The organism is Bacteroidota bacterium (genome assembly GCA_016706255.1).
Taxonomy (GTDB): Bacteria; Bacteroidota; Bacteroidia; order Chitinophagales; family BACL12; genus UBA7236.
In genome coordinates this window covers 676,094-696,459 of record JADJJZ010000006.1, presented here as the reverse complement: position 1 = coordinate 696,459, position 20,366 = coordinate 676,094, and the positions used below count along the sequence as shown (strand labels likewise).

14 protein-coding genes are annotated in these 20,366 nt (G+C 36.8%); 7 read left to right on the top strand and 7 right to left on the bottom strand.

Annotation, left to right across the window (positions count from 1 at the left end; translation table 11 throughout):
* The first annotated feature begins 1 nt into the window (after position 1).
* Positions 2 to 826: a hypothetical protein gene (locus IPI65_11665; protein ID MBK7442170.1), complete on the top strand. Its 825-nt coding sequence runs from the start codon at positions 2 to 4 to the stop codon at positions 824 to 826.
* 73 nt (positions 827 to 899) lie between these two features.
* Positions 900 to 2,114 (top strand): DUF3137 domain-containing protein, encoded by a 1,215-nt coding sequence (locus IPI65_11660; GenBank protein MBK7442169.1) that lies wholly within the window; start codon positions 900 to 902, stop codon positions 2,112 to 2,114.
* A gap of 827 nt (positions 2,115 to 2,941) precedes the next feature.
* On the opposite strand, the gene IPI65_11655 is transcribed toward IPI65_11660, so the two are convergent.
* Entirely contained in the window at positions 2,942 to 3,421 is a 480-nt protein-coding gene (locus IPI65_11655; GenBank protein MBK7442168.1) for an Lrp/AsnC ligand binding domain-containing protein, read from the bottom strand.
* A 390-nt stretch (positions 3,422 to 3,811) separates the two neighbouring features.
* On the opposite strand from IPI65_11655, the gene IPI65_11650 reads away from it, so the two are divergent.
* Positions 3,812 to 6,013: a patatin-like phospholipase family protein gene (locus tag IPI65_11650; protein ID MBK7442167.1), complete on the top strand. Its 2,202-nt coding sequence runs from the start codon at positions 3,812 to 3,814 to the stop codon at positions 6,011 to 6,013.
* Between the two features lie 245 nt (positions 6,014 to 6,258).
* Complete coding sequence (locus IPI65_11645) at positions 6,259 to 7,302, top strand: cyanophycinase (GenBank protein MBK7442166.1); 1,044 nt, start codon at positions 6,259 to 6,261, stop codon at positions 7,300 to 7,302.
* Between the two features lie 42 nt (positions 7,303 to 7,344).
* On the opposite strand, the gene rlmD is transcribed toward IPI65_11645, so the two are convergent.
* The 3 genes from rlmD to IPI65_11630 form a co-directional block, all read right to left on the bottom strand.
* On the bottom strand, positions 7,345 to 8,754 hold the full coding sequence (gene rlmD / locus IPI65_11640) for a 23S rRNA (uracil(1939)-C(5))-methyltransferase RlmD (GenBank protein MBK7442165.1): 1,410 nt from the start codon (positions 8,752 to 8,754) through the stop codon (positions 7,345 to 7,347).
* A gap of 90 nt (positions 8,755 to 8,844) precedes the next feature.
* Positions 8,845 to 10,719, bottom strand: a complete 1,875-nt coding sequence (locus IPI65_11635; GenBank protein MBK7442164.1) for a T9SS type A sorting domain-containing protein — start codon at positions 10,717 to 10,719, stop codon at positions 8,845 to 8,847.
* Positions 10,720 to 10,756: 37 nt separating this feature from the next.
* Positions 10,757 to 11,917, bottom strand: coding sequence for a glycosyltransferase family 4 protein (locus tag IPI65_11630; protein MBK7442163.1), 1,161 nt, complete (start codon positions 11,915 to 11,917; stop codon positions 10,757 to 10,759).
* A 133-nt stretch (positions 11,918 to 12,050) separates the two neighbouring features.
* Between IPI65_11630 and IPI65_11625 the strand changes: the two genes are divergently transcribed.
* The 3 genes from IPI65_11625 to IPI65_11615 are packed head-to-tail and all read left to right on the top strand — an operon-like array spanning position 12,051 to position 15,901.
* Complete coding sequence (locus IPI65_11625) at positions 12,051 to 13,514, top strand: oligosaccharide flippase family protein (GenBank protein ID MBK7442162.1); 1,464 nt, start codon at positions 12,051 to 12,053, stop codon at positions 13,512 to 13,514.
* 43 nt (positions 13,515 to 13,557) lie between these two features.
* Positions 13,558 to 14,457, top strand: coding sequence for a hypothetical protein (locus tag IPI65_11620; GenBank protein MBK7442161.1), 900 nt, complete (start codon positions 13,558 to 13,560; stop codon positions 14,455 to 14,457).
* On the top strand, positions 14,450 to 15,901 hold the full coding sequence (locus tag IPI65_11615; GenBank protein ID MBK7442160.1) for an O-antigen ligase family protein: 1,452 nt from the start codon (positions 14,450 to 14,452) through the stop codon (positions 15,899 to 15,901). Before IPI65_11620 ends, IPI65_11615 begins: the two co-directional genes overlap by 8 nt.
* A 601-nt stretch (positions 15,902 to 16,502) precedes the next feature.
* On the opposite strand, the gene IPI65_11610 is transcribed toward IPI65_11615, so the two are convergent.
* Genes IPI65_11610 through IPI65_11600 form a run of 3 tightly spaced genes read right to left on the bottom strand, consistent with a single transcriptional unit; the run spans position 16,503 to position 20,340 of the window.
* The gene (locus IPI65_11610) at positions 16,503 to 17,753 is read right to left on the bottom strand and encodes a PP2C family protein-serine/threonine phosphatase (protein MBK7442159.1); all 1,251 of its coding nucleotides are present in this window, start codon (positions 17,751 to 17,753) and stop codon (positions 16,503 to 16,505) included.
* Positions 17,754 to 17,795: 42 nt separating this feature from the next.
* Positions 17,796 to 19,178 carry an ABC transporter permease gene (locus tag IPI65_11605; GenBank protein MBK7442158.1) on the bottom strand — a complete coding sequence of 461 codons (1,383 nt, stop codon included), beginning with the start codon at positions 19,176 to 19,178 and terminating at the stop codon, positions 17,796 to 17,798.
* A gap of 25 nt (positions 19,179 to 19,203) precedes the next feature.
* A complete protein-coding gene (locus tag IPI65_11600; protein MBK7442157.1) occupies positions 19,204 to 20,340 on the bottom strand; it encodes a glycosyltransferase in 1,137 nt (378 codons plus the stop codon).
* Between the last annotated feature and the right edge of the window lie 26 nt (positions 20,341 to 20,366).

The window sequence follows — 20,366 nt, the reverse complement described above, 5'->3', positions numbered from 1 at the left end:
CATGAAAAAAGTATTCGGAATTATTATTGCGGGAATTTTCTTGAGTGGCTGCATGCAATCGGACCCTGAGGATGTATTAGGTCGTGTTGGCGATGTGGTTACCTTTTCCGGATATGTTTGGGATGTAAAATACAATGAATATCAGGTTGGTCCCGGCCCGAATTATTTTACTGGTTTTTATGAAGATGTTTTTGTTGATGATAACGGATATTTACACATGCGTATTGCCGAACACAATGGCAAATGGTACAGTAGCGAAATTGTTGGTCGCGACACATTAGGATACGGCAAATACACCTGGGTGATGCAGGCTGATTTGGAAAATATTCCTGAAAATATAACTGTTGGATTATTTACCTGGGACAACGAATCATTTTATACCGCTGCTAACAGCGAAGTAGATATCGAATTTTCGAAATGGGGCAATCCTGATTTAGCAACAACGTTACATTATTCAGTTCAACCCGTTGCCTTCGGACCAACGTATCCTGAACGCACCCACAATGCGATTACGGAACCCGGAGATTTAATTGGTGTAACCACCCATGTATTTATCTGGACCGACACGTTAATTGAATGGCGCAGCTATAAAGGCGATTCCACCGACCCGCTTAACGAAACAGCATATTGGAGTTTCGACCTTGATAATCCGGCCCGTGTAAAAAACGAAGGTGGCAATTCTTCAGTACCTATCGTAATTCCCGCTCCTGGTCCCAACACCAATGCGCGTATTAACTTCTGGTTACTACCATGGATTGACACTAAACCTACTGATGGTTTAGAGCAGGAAATTGTGGTGAGAAGGTTTGAGTATGTGGCGATGTGATTATCCGGTATTTACTTCATGATAATCCTATTATATTTGTTGCACATTCATTTTTGTAACAAATAGCAGCACCTTGTCCACCTTCCACACCCTCTACATCTCCACCCTCGAACCGGCAATTGCCAAATTGGATAAACAACGTAAAACGGCAACAGTAGCCGGATTTATTTGTCGCGTTTACGAATTGTATTTTATTACGCTGGTGGTGAGTTTGTTTTTAGGGTTTTTAGATATGTTTAAGAGAGAGGCCGATCTTAATGATGGTTTTATTGGGGCAATGCGCTTTTTTATGTATTTCGTTTTAACAATTGTTGTGGTTAGTTTAATTTCAACGCACGTTAAAAGACGGTTGGGTGAAATTGATCCGAAGTTGGCTTTAAATAAAACGCGGGTTAGTGTTTTAACTTTGATATTTAGTGCCATTGCTATTGCTGGCGGATATATTATCGGCACACTGTTTTTAGGTGCTGAATTCGGTATGCATTTTATGGTGAAATGGATTTTAGCAATTGCATCGGTATTTGTAATGCTGGGGCCCTATTATTTGATTAAAAAGCTTGAAGATCGTTTTTTAAATCATTTTAAAGAAACGCTTTTTAGCGTATCGTTGCCAGCTATTGATAAAAAAGTTCAATATACTTCAGAAAATGGTTTGGTTCAGGATCAATTTGTGCAAAGCAAATTATTTACTTATCAAAAAATCGACACGTTTAAAAGCAGAGATTATTTTGCAAATGCTGACAAATCGTTTGAAGGTAGTTTTTTGGATGTAATGCAGGTTGAACACACGCAGAGTAATGGCAAATCGGAAACAAAATATTCACAACTGTTTAAGGGATATTTATTTGTTACTGATTTTAATAAACAAACAACCGGTGAAACGTATATTTTCCCTGATAATGCACGGATGATTTTCGGGGAGCATACGGCTGAACGGATTAATGAATTGATCCATCGCCCTGCATTGCAACTGGCTTTAATGGAGGATATTGAATTTGAAAAATATTTTGCGGTGTATACTACTGACCCGGTTGAGGCAAGATATATTTTATCGCCGAAATTAATTGAGCGCATTACTGCATTTAAAAATCATTTTTATCAGGATGTTCAGATGTCGTTTGTTGGCAATAAAATTTACCTCGCGATTTCCAGCACCGACGATTTATTTGCACCGGGTGTTTTCGCTAACCTGCATGATGAAGCGACAATAGAAAAATTCTACGAAAGGTTACACCTCCTTATCACTTTTCCTGAACAGTTTGATCTTGCTACAAGGGTGTGGGGTTGAGGGATGAGTAATGAGTAATGAGGGATGAGTGGTTCGGAGTAAAAATGGAATTAAGTTTATTTATTTTTTATTATTAGATAACGTTTCATTTTTAACACAGCCGCAACCGCGAAGGAATAAAGGCCGCGAAGTTGCACGAAGGTTTTAATACAATTTACTTAGCGTTACTTAGTGGCCTTGGCGACTTTGTGGTTTCGGCTGTTTGAGGCGGATGAGTAATGAGGGATGAGAAATGAGTGGTTCGGAGTAAAAATGGAATTGAGTTTATTTATTTTTTATTGTTCGATTACATTGCATTTTTGTTAACAGCCGAAACCACGGAGTAACACAGAGGAAATACACACAAAGTTCACGGAGAATTTCGGCTAAAATTGTTATTTATTGTGAATAATTTTCAATGAATTGTTTAATTAAATTATTTCGAAAAATTCTTTGTGCTCTTTGTGGGCTGTTTCTTTGCGACCTTTGTGGTTTCGGCTGTTTGATGCGGATGAGTAATGAGGGATGAGAAATGACTGGTTTTGAGTAAAATTGGAATTAAGTTTATTTATTTTTCATTATTAGAAAAAATTTCATTGCTAAAACAGCCGTAACCGCGAAGGAACAAAGGCCGCGAAGTTGCACGAAGATTTTTTATTTAATTGAAAATTGAAATGTATTCTTAATCAGTACAGTACGAAATAAATGAAATTTTTAGCCGATTGTAACAGCAAAAACTCCAAAAGTCGAATTTAAGCCTGCACCACTCATTCCTCATGTCCGCCTCGGTGGACAACTCATCACTCATAATTCGTAAAAGTTCAATTTGAGACTGAACCTATCATCGCTTATCCCCTTTTTGGAAGCTCCAGCTTCATTGGACGGCTGAAACTTTCTTCGAGTGAAATGAAGGTTTCGGTGCGATCTATGCCACCGATTTGCTGAATTTTATCGTGGAGTATTTGTTTGAGGTGCATGGTGTCTTTACAGATGATTTTGATGAACATGCTGTAGGTTCCTGTCATATAGTGACAATCCACTATTTCCGGGATCTTTTCCAGTTCCTTTACCACATTATCATACATAGAACTTTTATCTAAATAAACCCCTAAAAACGCCGTAATTCCGTATCCTAATTTGATGGGGTTTACCATCAGGTGCGAACTTTTTATAAGCCCTATGGAATCCATTTTTTTCATTCGAACATGAATGGTACCGGGCGAAACCCCTATCTTTTGGGCAATTTCCGTAAATGGCATCATGGCATTCTGCATCAAAAGGTGCAAAATTTGTATATCCACTTTATCAATTTCGTAATTTTCTGACATAAGGGTTGGGTTTTATTATATTATCAACAATATTAAGTCAAAAATATTTAAATTTTCTCAAAGATTACAAATAATGTTTAATTTATTTGCAAATCTCGGGGTTTATCTTTTTCTTTGCTATCAACCTTTACAGGTTATTGGTTAGGCAACATACCCCTAAACGGATGCTGCATGATGAGGAGCATGCAGCATTTCCATTTTATATACTTTCCACTTTTTATTTTTCCCTATTTTAATTGAAGTTCCCGGTATTTTGTTATTGAATTGTCAGTTTAGTGTAACGGCCATCCTGCTTACGTATATAAGCATATAGACTTTCAAAAAAGTGAACCTTCTAAAATTTTTGCCGTATAATTATTCATGATTCGATCCGCTTTTCGAAATTTCATCATGGCATTCCCTGTTCAATTGCTGATAGCACATTTAAAGCGGAATCATTTCTTAATTATTACCTGGCTTTTTTTAATCAGTATTACCGGTGGATTTTTAGGCTCACGTTATGGTGTTCCATTGTTGTTCCTCGACCCTGAATATTTTGGTAAAGTAAATTTTTTAAGCTTCTTTTTAATTGGTATTTCACTCGGTGGGTTATTTATCGTTTGGAATATCACCAGTTATATTTTAAATGCACATCGGTATTCTTTTTTGGCAACATTAAATCGTCCGTTCGGAATTTATTGTTTAAATAATGCCTTTTTACCCGGCTTATTTTTTCTGATTTATATATTCGAAATTATTGGGTTTCAATCGAGTTACGGACTGTTACAATTAGGGGCAATCGGATTACAAATTTTGGGATTGTTTTGTGGTACCTTTATCGTAATTCTGATTTCCATGTTGTATTTCTTCAGAACCAATAAAGATATTTTTCAAATAATTGGTATAATCAAAAAAAAGCAGCAACCTGACGCCCTGCCCGGGCCTGAAGAACCCACCCACGAAGAGGTTACCGCACATCACCCTGTTACAACATCTTATTATATCAATAATAAATTGAGATGGAAACACGCACGTTCTGCCGACCACTACCCGGAATCGATAATCCGGTCTGTATATAAGCAACATCATGCAAATGCATTGTTTGTGGAAGTTGCATCAGTGAGTATTATTTTATTATTGAGTTTATTAATGGAAAATCCGGTGTTCAGAATTCCTGCCGGTGCAAGTATTTCTTTATTGTTATCTATTCTGATTGTTTTATTAGGCGCATATTATTATTGGATGGGCGCATGGAAATTATTTTTCTTTGTTATCCTGCTATTAATTGCTGATTTGTTAATGAAATCGGATATGCTGAGTTATGAAAATAAAATAATTGGCATTGATTATCATCAAACAAATAATTACACCATCGACACACTGAAAATTGGCAGCGATTCAACACATACTTCAAACGATATGTTGAACACCTTGGTGATGTTGGAAAACTGGCGCGCCAAATTTCCCAAATACGGACCAAAACCTAAATTGATTGTAATTAATTGCAGTGGTGGTGGACTCCGAGCTATGTCGTTTGCGATGCAGGTGTTTCAGCAGGCTGATAGTATTACCAACCATCAACTCATGGAGCATACACCGCTCATAACAGGCGCTTCAGGCGGAATGCTGGCGGCAGCTTATTACCGCGAATTATATCTCCAACAAATAAATGGCAGCGCAATTAATTTATATGATGATGCCTATACTGAAAAAATCAGCACCGATTTATTAAACGGTTTAGGTTTCACACTGGTGGTTAACGATTTATTTTATCCCTTACAAACATTTAATAGTGCCGAAACAAAACATCATAAAGACAGAGGTTATATGTTTGAAACCATGTTAAATGAAAATACAGACAATGCATTTGATAAACAATTAAAAGATTATGCTGACGATGAATTTAACATGCGCATACCGATGATGATTTTTACGCCAACCATAATTAATGATGATCGGAAATTATATATTTCAACACAACCGGTAAGTTATCTCGCCCGGCCGGTTTTCCGCGATAAACATTTTACCGAACCGGAAGTTGATGGTATTGATGCACATTATTTATTCGGAGAGCAAGCCGGTAATATGCAATTCTCCAGTGTATTGCGTATGAATTGCACATTCCCTTATATTTTACCCTTAGTTCATCTGCCAACAACACCTGAAGTGCAGGTAATGGATGCAGGTGTACGTGATAATTATGGCATTCAAACTTCAGCACAATTTGTCGCTACTTTTAGCGATTGGATTAAACAAAATACATCCGGTGTAATTGTAGTTAATGTGCGCGCTATAGAACAGGAATTGGGTATTAAAACTGATTTAAGCAATGGTGTTTTACAAAAATTCGCCAGCCCTGTAGAAAGTTTATATAGTAACTGGGTGGAAATTCAGGATTATCAAAATGATCAATTATTGAATTATCTGGATATTATTTTAGATGGCAAAATGGAAGTAATTACTTTCGAATATCAACCATCAGAAAATAACAAACGGGCTTCACTGAGTTTTCATTTAACCTCATTAGAAAAACGCGACATCAAACAAGCTGTGAACAATAGTCTGAACCGTCAGGCTTACGACAAATTACAAGGTTTACTAAAAAAGCCCTAATCGCACAATTACCTCATAATCAACGTGGTAGTTGAACACAAATCAGTGTAAATTTTACAAGAAAATCATGGTTTTGCTGCTTCCGGCACCTAAAAACCTGTATATACATGGTTTTCATTCATGTCACAATTTGCCTTAAACAGTAATGTATTTTTTTCTGAATTGAAGCCTCCAAGAAAGGTAAATTGGTAATTTTGAATAGCGACTTTAATTCAATTACCTAATTGCACACTAAAACTTTTATTATGAGAACAACACTATCAATTTTAATTGCTGTTACATTGCTTTCAGCATGCTCCAAGACTGAGCTGCAGGTGATCGACGAACAAACCGGCATTTCTGATGCAAATATGAAAGTAACCCGTTATTTAACCGGTGATGCTGCAGATGTAACAACTACAACCCAGGCAGGATTTGTACTAATGGGTGGCAGCACCGATGTAGATGCTGCGTTTCAATGGATGATTGCGAGAAGTGGTGGTGGCGATTTTGTTGTTATCAGAGCAACAGGCGCAGATGGTTATAATCCATATGTTTATACAGACCTTGGTGGTGTAAATTCAATTGAAACACTGGTAATAAAAGGTAAAAAAGATGCTGACGATATTAATGCATACAATACCATAATTAATGCAGAAGCTTTATTTATTGCCGGTGGCGATCAATGGGATTATGCTAACTACTGGAAAGATTCAAAAGTAGAAGATGCAGTAAACTATTTAGTAAACGTAAAACATGTTCCTGTTGGTGGAACCAGCGCCGGCTTAGCCATTTTAGGTGATGGTTATTTTGATGCAAAAAAAGGAACGGTAACATCATCTGAAGCACTTTCTAATCCTTATGGCAGCAAAGTGAGTGTGCAGTTTAATAATTTTCTCGATATTCCGATTTTAATAAATACTATTACTGATTCGCATTATAATAATCCTGACCGCAAAGGTCGCCATGTTACATTTATGGCACGTTTAATTCAGGATAATGGCATTGATGCAAGAGGAATTGGTGTTGAAGAAGAAACTGCAGTTTGTATTGATGAAGCCGGTATCGGTCATGTTTACGGATTAAACAATGCTTATTTTTTGAAAAAATTGGGTGGTAATCCGGAAACAATAGTTGCAGGCAGTCCTTTAACATGGGACCGAAGTGATGCAGCATTACGCGTTTATAAAGTACCTGCAACTGCAGCCGGAACCAATACATTTAATTTAACAACATGGGCAAGTGGAAGCGGTGGAACATACTGGCATTTTTGGGTAGAAGCAGGCGTATTCCACGAAGCTGTTGAATAATCTTTTAGTCTTAACTTTGAACGGAAATCCTGGCTATAATGGTCAGGATTTTTTTATGAGTAGTGCTATATTTTCTACGTGATAAGTTTGCGGAAACATATCAACAGGTTGTAATAAAGTGACATCATATTTTTCAGATAATATCTGAATATCACGCGCTTGTGTAACCGGATTACAACTTACATATACAATTTTACGTGGAGCCAGTTCCAGTAAATTTAAACATACATCTTTATGCATGCCTGCTCGTGGCGGATCAGTAATTACTACATCTGCTTTACCATGTGTTGTAATAAATTCAGGTGTAAATATTTTTGCCATATCACCTGCAATAAACGTACAATTTGTTATTCCGTTAAAAGTCGCATTCATTTTTGCATCTTCAATAGCCGGCTCAATTAATTCCACCCCAACAACTTTTTTACAATATTTTGCTGCGAGTAGTGCAATACTTCCTAAACCGGTATAAAAATCATAAACTACATCATCGGGCTGTAAATCAGCCAGTTCAAGGGTTTTATGATATAGGTGTTTTGCCTGTTCAAAATTCGTCTGGAAAAAAGATTTTGGTCCGAGATGATATTTAACCTCATCAATTTGTTCAATCATATATTTTTCGCCCGAAAATAAAATCACATCCTGATCAAAAATGGTGTCATTATTTTTTTCGTTAATGCAATAATATAATGATGAAATTTCAGGGAATGTTTCATGTAAATGATTCATAAGCGGCAATATCCATTCCGGTTTATTTTCTGCCACCACAATTATGACCATGATATTTCCGGTGGAAGTATTACGTATAATTACATTACGCAAAAATCCTGTTTTGGCACGCAAATCAAAAAAAGGTAAATCATGCATTAACCCGTACGACTTCAATGCCAACCGTATTTCATTCGACAAAGCTGGTTGCAAATAGCAGTGTTTAATATCAAACACATTTGCAAATTGTTTGCGCACATGAAATCCTAATGCCGGTTTTTTATCTGCGTGATTTTCTTTTTTAAAATCAGGGTCATTAATATAACCACTATTTGTAAACGTAAATTCTAATTTATTACGATAATATTTATCAAACGGCGAGCCTGTAATTTTTTCTATTGCAGGCAATTGTGTAAATTTTCCTATTCTTCTAAATGCATCTTCAACCAATTGTTGTTTAAACGACAATTGTGTTTCATACGATACATTTTGCCATGTACATCCACCACAAACCTGAAAGTGGTCGCAAAAAGGTGTTATTCGTAAAGGAGAATATTGATGAAAACGGGTAACATAACCCATTTCATAATCTTTGTATTTTTTTGTTTGCTGCACATCTACAACATCGCCGGGAATTACCTGCTCCACAAAAATCACTTTACCTTCTACCCTGCCCATACCAACGCCGCCGTCGGCAATTGTGTCGATAGTAACCTGCTCACGAATACGTAATTTACCTCTTCCCATTATGCAAAAATAAAACGCGAAGGTAAGTGTTTTTGGCGTCAACTAAAATTCAACACACAGTGCTGAAGCATGGATGTGGCAGTAAATAAATTATTGCACTACAACAGGCTGTGTGTTAAACACTTTATTATTCAGCACAATTTTAAGCACATAAGTACCTGCTGCTAACGGGTTGGTTGAAAAAGTAAATATATTTTCTCCGGTTTCAGCTTTATTGCGCAATAGTTCTTTTACCAGATTGCCATTAATATCGTACAAATAAAATATCACTGTTCCTGATTCAGTTAAATTAAATTTAGTATTAAATATATTGGCACTCGGATTTGGAAAAACAACCGGCGTTGCAACTGTTTCAGGTGCATTAACACTTACATTTGGCTCTACTGTACTTTTTAACGAAGCAATCCATGTTGCATTATTGTGTTGCACAAATGGAAATACATCAATTAATTTTCCAAAATTTCCACTTACCCAAACAACACCCGGCTCATTATATTTTCTTTGTGAGCCGGTATAATCGCCCCAACGTTCATAGCCACCTGATAAAATATTTACATACGTATCACCGGTTTTTAAATTTACCAACTCACTGTAATCTCCCCAATTATAAAATACAGCACTCATGCCGGCATATACTGTTGGTGCAGTATGGTCGAATGTAATTATTGACTGGTCATCACCAACAAATTTTCCGGTATAGGAAATATTCGGATAACCTAAATCCAATGTATCATCACCAATAATATTTGCTTCAATTGTTTTAGCCCCATCCAAATCAGAAATTATACCATGATAAATTCCACAAAATCCTGTTGCAGGGTCCAATGTATTTGATACAAATTGTATTTGTCCGTTTTCATAATAACTTCCTAAAATACGCCCATCGTTGGTATCAAAAATATTTGTGGTGTATTGTCTTGCCTGAGGTGGAACACCATAATTCATATTTGATAGCGAATAATCTATGTCAACAGTTGTTCCCGGGTCGTCTAATAATCCGGTTACATGCACAATAAAAATGGTGTCGTTTGATTCAGAAAAATTTCTGTTCGATAAAAAATACATATCCGGACCATAAGTATTTGAACCACCACGCACCGGATTTAAATTGCGAATGGGTTTGCTGTCGAAAAAAATACTATCATAAAAAACAGCATCCAATGGTTCAGCATTATATCCTTTATCTAAACTCATTTGCCAGATTAATGTTTCACTAAATCCTGTTTGCCAGGGTTCATCGGGAATAATGAGGTTGATTGTTAAAAACAATTCATTTTCCGTTAACGCAAACATGGGAAAATCGGTCCATAAATTATTATTTTTCGGATTTCCCGGAATGGAATATAAATTCCAGGCGCCAAGCGGGTCGCTAGTTTGAGAAAATGCAATAATAACATTGGTATGCTCCGGGTCAAATCCCGCCAAAAACAACATTACAAATTTATCTGCTCTTGGGTCGTATAAAACTTTTGGGTCAAACTTAGCATCCGGAATATCTAACGTATCAGAAAATGCTGCTAATGAAGTATAAAATAATAAGGTATTGGTATTATCGTAAAAATAAATGGACGAGTTTATAACAGAAATGATATCACCATTATTTGAAATCGCCATATCGTTATCATTTGGCACACTGGAACCCATAATATTTCCTTCAAATCCGGCTAACACTTCCGGAGCAGATAAAGAAGCGGTCGCATTATTTTTATATCCTGTAGGTTGAAATTTATTGCCATCGTACAATGCAGATTTTAAATCAATTAAATGCCTGCGATAACTCTCGCTTCCGGGAGCGGGCATTTCAAGATGTTGTAATTGCGGATTAAAATCGTCGTGTATTTCGCGCATTACCACTTGTGCGGCAACTGGAAACTGTTGCAGTGGTGAGCGGCTGATTGGTTGCTGTGCGAAAATAGCGGTGCCTGAAAATACTATTGCCAAAAACGTAGAAAACGTATCATACAAAACAATTTTACCACGAATTTACAGCTTTCAGAATAAATCAAGCTACCTCCGCCGATTGCCTGGGCTTACTGAAATTATGATTGATAGAATTAATCGCATCTTCAATACGATTTACCGTTTTATCCCAATTAAAAATCTCTTTTACATTTTTTGCTTTGCGTGCTGCATTCAGAATATTTTCTCTGTCCATTAAAAAATGTTTCATAACATCTTTAATATTCGTAATATCTTCCGGATTAAAATACAAGGCGCCGCTGCCACCTACTTCAGGTAAACTGGAACGGTCGGATGTAATTACAGGCACGCCACAATATCTTGCCTCAACAACAGGAATGCCAAAGCCTTCAAATAATGATGGATATACAAATGCATCCGCTGATGCCATAAGTCGTGTGAGTTCACTTAATTGTAAATGACCGGTAAAAATTACATCGTCTTTAAACTGCATGCTGTCGTAAACCAATTTTGTTTCATCGGTTTTCCATGCCATGCGACCGGCAATCACTAATTTATTTTCTGTTAAATATTCTTTCCGTAGTAAATCGTACGCCAGCAATAAATTTTTTACATTTTTTCGTGGATGTACAGAGCCGACATATAAAAAATAGGGTTTACCACCGGTGGTTCTGTTGCGCACTGCTTGTTGTTCTGTTTCCGAAAGTGGCACATATTTATCGTTAGCACCATTATAGGCAACATCAACTTTGTCGGGACTGATATGATAATTTTTTACAATATCTTTTTTTGAAAATTCCGATACCGTTACAATGCGATCGGCTTTTTGCGCATACAATGGTGTGTACTTCCTGTAATAATTACTTACTACTTCAGGTGTATGGGTAGGATAATGTTCAAATCCCAAATCGTGAATTACCAATAACGTTGGCACATCGGTTTTAAGCGATAAAAATCCGTCGGTAGAAATAAATAAATCAGGTTTGTATTTTTTAAATACACGCGGCAAGGCTTTATCAAACCAATACTTCCACAAATACGGGTGTCGGGCAGGTGGCCAAACGCGGAGTGGTTTAACATTTTTTCCAAAAATAAAATCGGGATCAGGTTCTCTGTCGAACAAAAACAGAAAAGTATGCTCCGGATGATTGAGCGTAAGGCGCTTCATGGTTTCATAGGTGAACCATCCAATGCCTTCCAGTTTATCCTTAATAAGGAAACGGGTATTAACAGCTATTAGCATGTTATACAGGTTGTTTTAATAATGAACTGAAAAAGCGTAGAAGTTTGCCGTATCACTAAATCTTTAGGTAGAAGTTTGTCGCTAGCGTCTAATTTGAAGCAATAATAACTATTTTTAGCGCGCCAACAAAAAAATGCGGAAAAATTTTATCACCAATATCGGATTTTTACTGCTGCTGAACCTGCTGGTGAAGCCATTCTGGATTCTTGGCATCGACCGCTCCGTTCAGAATGTAATTGGCCCTGATGCCTATGGTACCTACTTCGCCCTGTTCAATTTTGCCTATTTATTTCAGGTAATCCTCGATTTTGGTATCAATAATTACAATAATCGCATTATTGCCGGTCAGCCCGAAAAATTAGGTGGTGTGCTGGTATCTACCCTTGCCTTAAAATTAGTGCTCAGTGTGGTTTACACCATTTTGGTTTTTATTACGGCTTTTGGCATTCATTTTTCGGGTGAACAGCTGGAACTATTGTGGTTATTGATTTTGATGCAGATTTTAATGTCGTTTTATGCCTTTTTGCGCTCCAATGTCAATGCCCTGCACCTATTTAAAACCGATGCCGTTTTGTCTGTGCTCGATAAACTGCTCACTTCACTCATTTGCGGAATAATTTTATGGACCACCCTGCTGCCGTTTAGTATTTCTGCAGAAGTGTTTGTGTATGCACAAATAATTGGTTACGCGCTCTCACTTTTTGTGGCCATTGCCATTTTAGGTGCTCAAAAAATGCAAATCCGGTTTAAAATTGACAAAACGCTTATGTACACGGTGTTTCGTCAGAGTTATCCTTATGCGTTATTAGGTTTTTTAATGACTGCCTATTATCGCACCGATGGCGTGTTATTAGAACGACTGCTAGGAGATGAAGGCGCGTTTGAAGCGGGTATATACGCATCAGCATTCAGATTGCTCGATGCTCTGAGTATAATCGGATTTTTGTTTGCCGGGCTGCTCATGCCCATGTTTTCGCGTTTATTTGCAAACAAAGAACCTATACAACCCTTGCTGGAACTGGGTTACAAGCTCATGTTGGTGATTAGCGTTTGTGTAGGTGTTACCACAATTTTTTATCGCAACGAGATTATGCAGCTGCTCTATGCCACCGGTGGCGCCTATTCAGCCGATATTCTAGGCTGGCTGATGGTCAGTTTCATCGGAATTAGTCTCACTTATATTTATGGTAGCCTGCTCACTGCCGGCGGGCGGATTCGTTTGCTCAATAAAATTTCATTGGCCGGTTTCCTGCTCAATCTTATCCTCAACCTGATACTAATACCCGAATATAAAGCGCTTGGCTCCGCAGTTGCTACGGTTTTTTCACAGTTGCTGGTATTAATTGCTCATGTTTATCTGGCCGGAAAACAATTTTCGTTACCGGGCACACTAAAACAGGGTTTTCAGGCAGTGCTATTTATTATTGTAGTAACAGGCGTTAATTTGTTACTGTCGCTTTTACCCGTAAACTGGATCATACGATATGTTTTAAGCGGATTAATCAGCATCACTGCTGTATTTCCTTCAGGTGTAATCCGTTTTGGAGAAATAAGGCCTTTTATTGCAGGGTTCAGACAAGCTTTGCTTAAAAAGTGAACAATTATGTAGTTTTTCTACCTTTGCACTCTAAATTTCAAGCATGGAACAATCCAACGACCTAATCAGGTTGATTCAAATTATTTCTAAATGGCGTAAACCCCTTATTGTAGTAACCGTAATTGTAGCAATAGCTGCATGTATTTTTACCTGGTTCTTTATGCCGAATTATTATAAGTCTACCGTTAATTTTTATCCTTCCAATCCAATTATGACCGACAGGCAGGTTTTATTTAGCCAGTCGTCAGGTGAAATTGAAATCGAATATTTTGGTAGTGCAAGCGATGTTGACCGTATTTTAACCATTGCCAATACCAGTGGTATTATCGACTACATTATTAATAAATATCATTTAATGGAGCATTATGGTTATGATTCCACAAAAGAAATGTCACGTTATAATACCAAAAAGGAATTTTTAAGTAATTACAGCACAATAGAAACTGAATACGGTGCAATTGAAATTTCTATTTGGGATCAGGATAAAGACCTGGCCAGCGAAATGGCAAATCATTTAGTTGAAACTATCGACAACCATAATAAAGACATGTTGCTGCGCGATAAAAAACTCGTAGTAGAAACATTTAAAAGTCAGGTAGCAGAAAAAGATGCACTGGTAACAAAATTAACCGATAGTATTTCTGCCATTAAAAAAACAGGCGTTAGTCCGGAAGTATTAATGGTATTAGATGGTAAATTGGTTGCCGCAGTTGAAGATTTAAATAATAATAAAAAAATATTAGAGCAAAATCAAACTTCAGTAAATACCGATTTTTCAACCGTTCATATTACCGAAGCAGCTTATCCTGCAATCAGAAAAGATAAACCGGTGCGTTCACTAATTGTAATTGGTGTAACAATGGGTGCATTTTTCTTTATGATTATTCTTGCGGTACTAACCGAAAATTACCGGAAAATTAAAAATCAAATCAAGAATGCTTAATCTGCAGGCAAAACCTGTTGAATTAAATATTTTCTGGACAGCTACAGTCCTTGCCATCACTTCGATGTTTGCAGGATTTATGCTGAATGAACCATTGTTTTATCTGGCTCCGGTTGGCTTTTTATTTGCCTACCAACTGGTAATTAATTACAAAAAAATATTTTTCTTGTTGTTGCTCGTAACACCGGGCGCAACAGAATTTTATTCCAGCTCGGGTTTTAGTACCACATTGCCTACCGAGCCAATTATGATAGTGCTCATGTTCACTTTTCTTTTTTTCGTATTAATGAAAAGAGAAATTTTGGACCGCGATTTTTTTAGTCACCCCATTGCAATTGTGCTGTATATTCATTTTACTTGGATGTTATTTACAGGACTTTTTGCCGACGAAATTGTAATCTCATTAAAATATTTATTGGCAAAAACCTGGTTTATTGTTTCTTTCTTTTGTGTGAGCGGATTGGTAATTAAAAATTTTAAAGATTACAAAACTGCATTTTGGTGTTTATTTGTCCCTACACTAGTGCTTACCATTTATACGCTGATTAATCATTATCATTATCAGTTCCGGTTTAGCGAAGTAAATAAAACCATGGTGCCGTTTTTCAGAAATCACGTAAATTATGCCGTGTTTTTAGCATTAATGTTACCGCTTACCATTGTAGCAACTTCCTGGTTTAAAAAATATACGTGGCAAAAAATGCTGCTGAAATTAGGTGTGGCTATTATTTTGGCAGGTATATATTTTTCCTACACTCGCTCATCATGGTTATCGGTTACCGGTGCCTTTGCTGCATATTTTTTAATTCGATATAATAAATTATTGCCTGCTGTAGGTATTGCCATTTTTGGTGTTATTGTTTTTGCTTTTTACATGGTGCATAATAATAAGTATCTCGACTATGCACCGGAATACACCAAAACAATTTATCACAGCAATTTTTCCGAGCACATGGAATCAACCATGAGTTTAGAAGATGTATCCAGTGCCGAACGTATTTATCGATGGGTAGCTGCCATGCACATGATTGAAGACAAACCGGTTTTAGGTTTTGGTCCCGGTCAGTTTTATTTTAATTACAAAGAATACACCGTAAATAAATTCGAAACGTATATCAGTCGCAACGAAGAACATTCAACTGTACATAATTATTATCTGCAAATAACAGTGGAACAAGGCTTTATCGGCATTGCAATTTGGGTCGCATTGTTAGTCACCATTTTGTATTACGGACAAACATTATACAACAGGTTTACCGACAAACTTTATAAAAATATCACACTTGCAGTAACCCTTTCCATCATCACAATTATCGTAAACATTTCACTAAGCGATTTAATTGAAGCAGACAAAATAGGCACCTCATTTTTCATGTTCATGGCCATCCTCATCAACCTCGATTTATACCACAAGCGCAACCAAAAGCTCAACACAACAGTTTAAATTTAATTACTCGGTTGCAATTAAATTTTAAGCAAACAACACCTTATTAATATTTGGAGCATCAACATCCCCCACACCCACACAATCGTTGCCCGCTCTTCATTGCAACAAGCAGCTAATTTTAAATAAACCTCATAACCGCTGTTCCATTGGTACATCAGCTTGTTTTCATTTCGATCGGGGCTAGAAATCACTGTATCGTTTCTATCACAACTAAATTTGATAATCCTTATACTTTTGAGTTATTATTTATACTTAAATATTTTATTGGAGCATTGTTTTTTTAACCACAAAGAACACTGAGAAAATACACACAAAGGGCACAGAGAAATTATTCGTTAATTTAAGTTTTACGAATAAAATTTAATTAGGAAAACATAATTAAAATTTAACTCGTAATTCTCCGCGACCTCTGTGCGCTGTTTCTCCGTGAACTCCGTGGTTACCCTTTGCAAATTATAAATCAACGCTCAGAATTAAATTTTCACTCAAATTCGGCTGAATAATTATCGCATAATGAGCCGGGCTAATATTGATTAGCCCCAACGTGAGCTCCGAATTAAATTCTCACTCAAAATCGGCTGTTCAATCAGCACATTAATCAACGAAGTATTTTCACAGACAAAACTGTTATATCATCACTCACCGCGCCATCTTCACCTTTAAAGCGCATAATTTCATTGATGATTTTTTTGTTGAGGGTTGCGATATCGCCGGTGTAGTTTTTTTGTAGCAGGCCAATTAATTCATCAAGCGGAAACACCTGATTGTCTTCGTTTACTACATCTGTTAATCCGTCGGTAAAGCAAATTATTGCAGTATCTTCAACTATAGGCACCTGGCCCATTTTTATGGAAGGTAGCTCATCGAACATACCCAAAATAGTAGTGCCCTTATCTAAAAATTTATATCCGTGCGAATTAATTAATATTGGTGGGTTATGTCCTGAGTTAACGTATTTCAATATGCGTGTTTTGCGGTTGTATTTTGCAAGAAAAAGTGTAATGAATTTTTCACCCTTTGTGCTCATTAATACACCTTTATTTAATTCATGCATGTATTCTTCAATAGTAACCGGATTGCGTTTTGTGAGCTCACGAATTTGCGCCTGAAAATTTGCCATTAATATTGCCGCAGCAATTCCTTTACCGGAAATATCGGCAATACAAAAAAACATTTCATCATCGCTCAATTTTAATACATCATAATAATCGCCACCTATATTTTGATGCGGCAGATAAATGGCTGCCATTTGTATTTTATCATCGTTGGGGAGTGTATCCGGAATCAACATACTTTGAACCTGCGCTGCCAGTTCTAATTCTTTTTTAAACGATTGCTGCTCAACTTCCTTTTTGAACAGTCTTTTATTTTCGATGGCAACACTAATAATATTGGTAACGGTTTGAGCAAATTTTACTTTGTCCTCCAGCGGTTCATAACTCTCAACCCTTGGATTGCTCATTAATAAATAAGCAAGTGGCTTTTCTTTGTGAAATACCGGAATTAAAATATCATATTGTTTTAAATAATCCGGCAATTCGCCGTTTAATGCACTTAAGTCGGTGAGTTTATTATATTTTAATAATGTATTCATTAAATCGGGATTCAGTTCCGAAATAAATTTATTTCCGATCACCGGTTCCCAATCGTCGCCATTATTACTATACAGCAACATATTTTCAACCCCAATTTGGTCTTTCAAAGTACGATGAAACAATTCGAACAATGCGGAGGCCGATTTATTGGAATTTATGGCTTTGGTTATTTCCAATAGGGAATCTATCTCCAGTTGTTTTAATTTCAACTGGTCGCGCAACATTTCCATCACATTTAATCCCGCAATTGCCATAATTCAAAATTCCATCTAAAAATAAATCAATTTATTATTGTTTCACAATCGGCTTTTAATATCAAGCGCATCTCTAAGCCCGTTGCCAATCATAAAAAATGCGAGCACTAAGATAGTGATTGCAAAGCCCGGAATCAAAGCAAGATAGGGTTCAGTTATTAAATTATCCTTATATTTTGAAATCATTAAACCCCAGCTTGGGGCAGGTGGCTGCACTCCAATGCCAAGAAAACTGAGTCCTGCTTCGGTTAAAATGGCATAAGCAAAATTTGCCGCTGTAATAACAATAACCGGTCCGGTAATATTTGGCAATATATGCCTGAATATGGTTCTTCCATCAGAATAGCCGAATGTTTTCGCCGCCTGAATAAATTCCTGTTCCCGCACCTGCAATACCTGTCCGCGCACAATACGTGCAATATCCACCCACATGGTAATTCCAACAGCAATAAAAATGGTATAAAAATTTTGCCCGAATGCAAATACAATCGGAAACACCAACAACAAGGTGGGAATTGACCACACAATATTAATAAACCACATTACGGCACCATCTACCGGGAAAAAAAATTTACGTTTTTTGCCCAGCCGCATAAATGGCGGATATTGTTTATAAAAACCGGCTAAAGCACCAAGTGGTATACCAATAAATAATGCAATAATAACTGCAACCACACCAACAGATAATGATACCCGAATACCCAATAAAATCCGGCTTAAATAATCGCGGCCCAAATCGTCGGTGCCTAATAAAAATGTTTTTTTATGTATGTAATGTTTGGTTATTTGTTTACTGTTTTCTCCGGAAGCTAATTTTTCTCCGGTAATATCCTCCATCAAAAAATGTAACTCCTGTCCGGCAATGCCATCACCAATATATCGTTCAACAATTATGGTATCACCTGCAAACCGGTAAGCAGTAATCGGAATTTGACGATAGTCGACTTTTTTTCCGTTGATCAGCCATTTTACAAAACCTGTTTTGCCGGGTTTTAATTCCAGCGGCTGCTCTAAAATCATGATACTGTAACCGGGTTCTTTAAATGGCAATTCATTTATTTGGTCATTCGCATAAGGTGTAATATCGGGAGCAATAATGTGCGCTAATAACGCGAGAATTAAAGCATAAAATATGGTAATAGAACCAATCAGTGCATTACCATTCTGAATAAAACGATTTAATGATTTCGCTTTCTGATTATTTCTGATATCGACACTTGTCAGTTTTTTCTTCCACCAGAAACGAATTAATTTAATTGCAGGATAATAAATAATAAATAAAACCGCAAGGGTAATTAAAATTACTTTTAAGCTGATAAAAAATGCAGTAATAAAATTGGCATCAGCAGAAGCGTACCGAAACCAGGCAAAAATAATTGCCAATACCAAAATAAAAATACTGAATCCGGTAATTTGTTTTCGCATGATGCTTTACTTGCAAACCGCAATATTAAATTCTTCTGCCTTTCCAGTTGTATTTTCCAAATACACCCGCCGGGGCTATCAAAATTATGTACAAAACGTGTACAGCCTGCATGGGTAAAAATAACCAAAGTAAATTTTCTCTTCTGAAAAATTTAGTAACAGCATAGGTGAACAAAGTATCGATACACAATTTGGCCAAAAACATCCACATAGCGAGTTTCAGCATAGGCGGATAAAATATTCCGATGGCCAGATTTAATACAATGAGTAAATTGACCAGATAAACAAAGGCCAAAATGCCGGTAATACGTTTATCTTCATAATGTGTCGATTTGCTGGTCCAGCGTACACGCTGATTCCAAAAAGTGACAAAATCTTTTTCTGTAGAAGTATATACGATACTGTCTTTATTTTTCAGATACGCAATTTTATCGCCGAATTTTTTTGCCATTTTATGCATCAGCATCATGTCGTCACCACTTGGAATATGGTCGATTTGCCTAAAGCCATCCACTTCAATAAATGCCGATTTAGTATATGCCAGATTTGCACCATTACACAAATTATAAAATCCATTTTGGATACTTGCCGCAGCAATGCCCACCAGACTTAAAAAATCCAGTGTTTGAAATTTTCCAAGAAATGAGGTATCATGAAAATAACTTACCATTCCGGCAATCATTACCGGATTGTGTGCTTCATAATAGGCTACTGTTGTTTTTATCCAGTTACTTCCCGGGTGGCAATCGGCATCGGTTGTCATAATTAATGTACCGTTTGCAGCATGCACCGCCTTTTCAATTCCTATTTTTTTATTTGTTCTGCTCGCATCTGCCAAAGCCGGATCATCTTTTAGAGCAATTACCCGCAAGTTCGACATTGAAAACCCGTTTATCAGTTTTAAGGTATTGTCGGTTGAGTGGTCATCTACTACAATTACCTCAAATAAATCTTTATTGTATTGTTGATCGCGCAGGTTACCGAGCAGGTTTAAAATATTTTTTTCCTCATTGCGAACTGGCACAACAACAGTAACCCTGGTTACCGGAATTGCATTACCGGGCACATATTCTTTTAAGCGCAGCCATCCCAGTAAAAAATACAGGATGAGCAGCACATAGCCGCCAATTAATAAAAGCACCAGAATAGTAATAAGGAGCATGCGCTGCAAAAGTAGTTATTAACCCG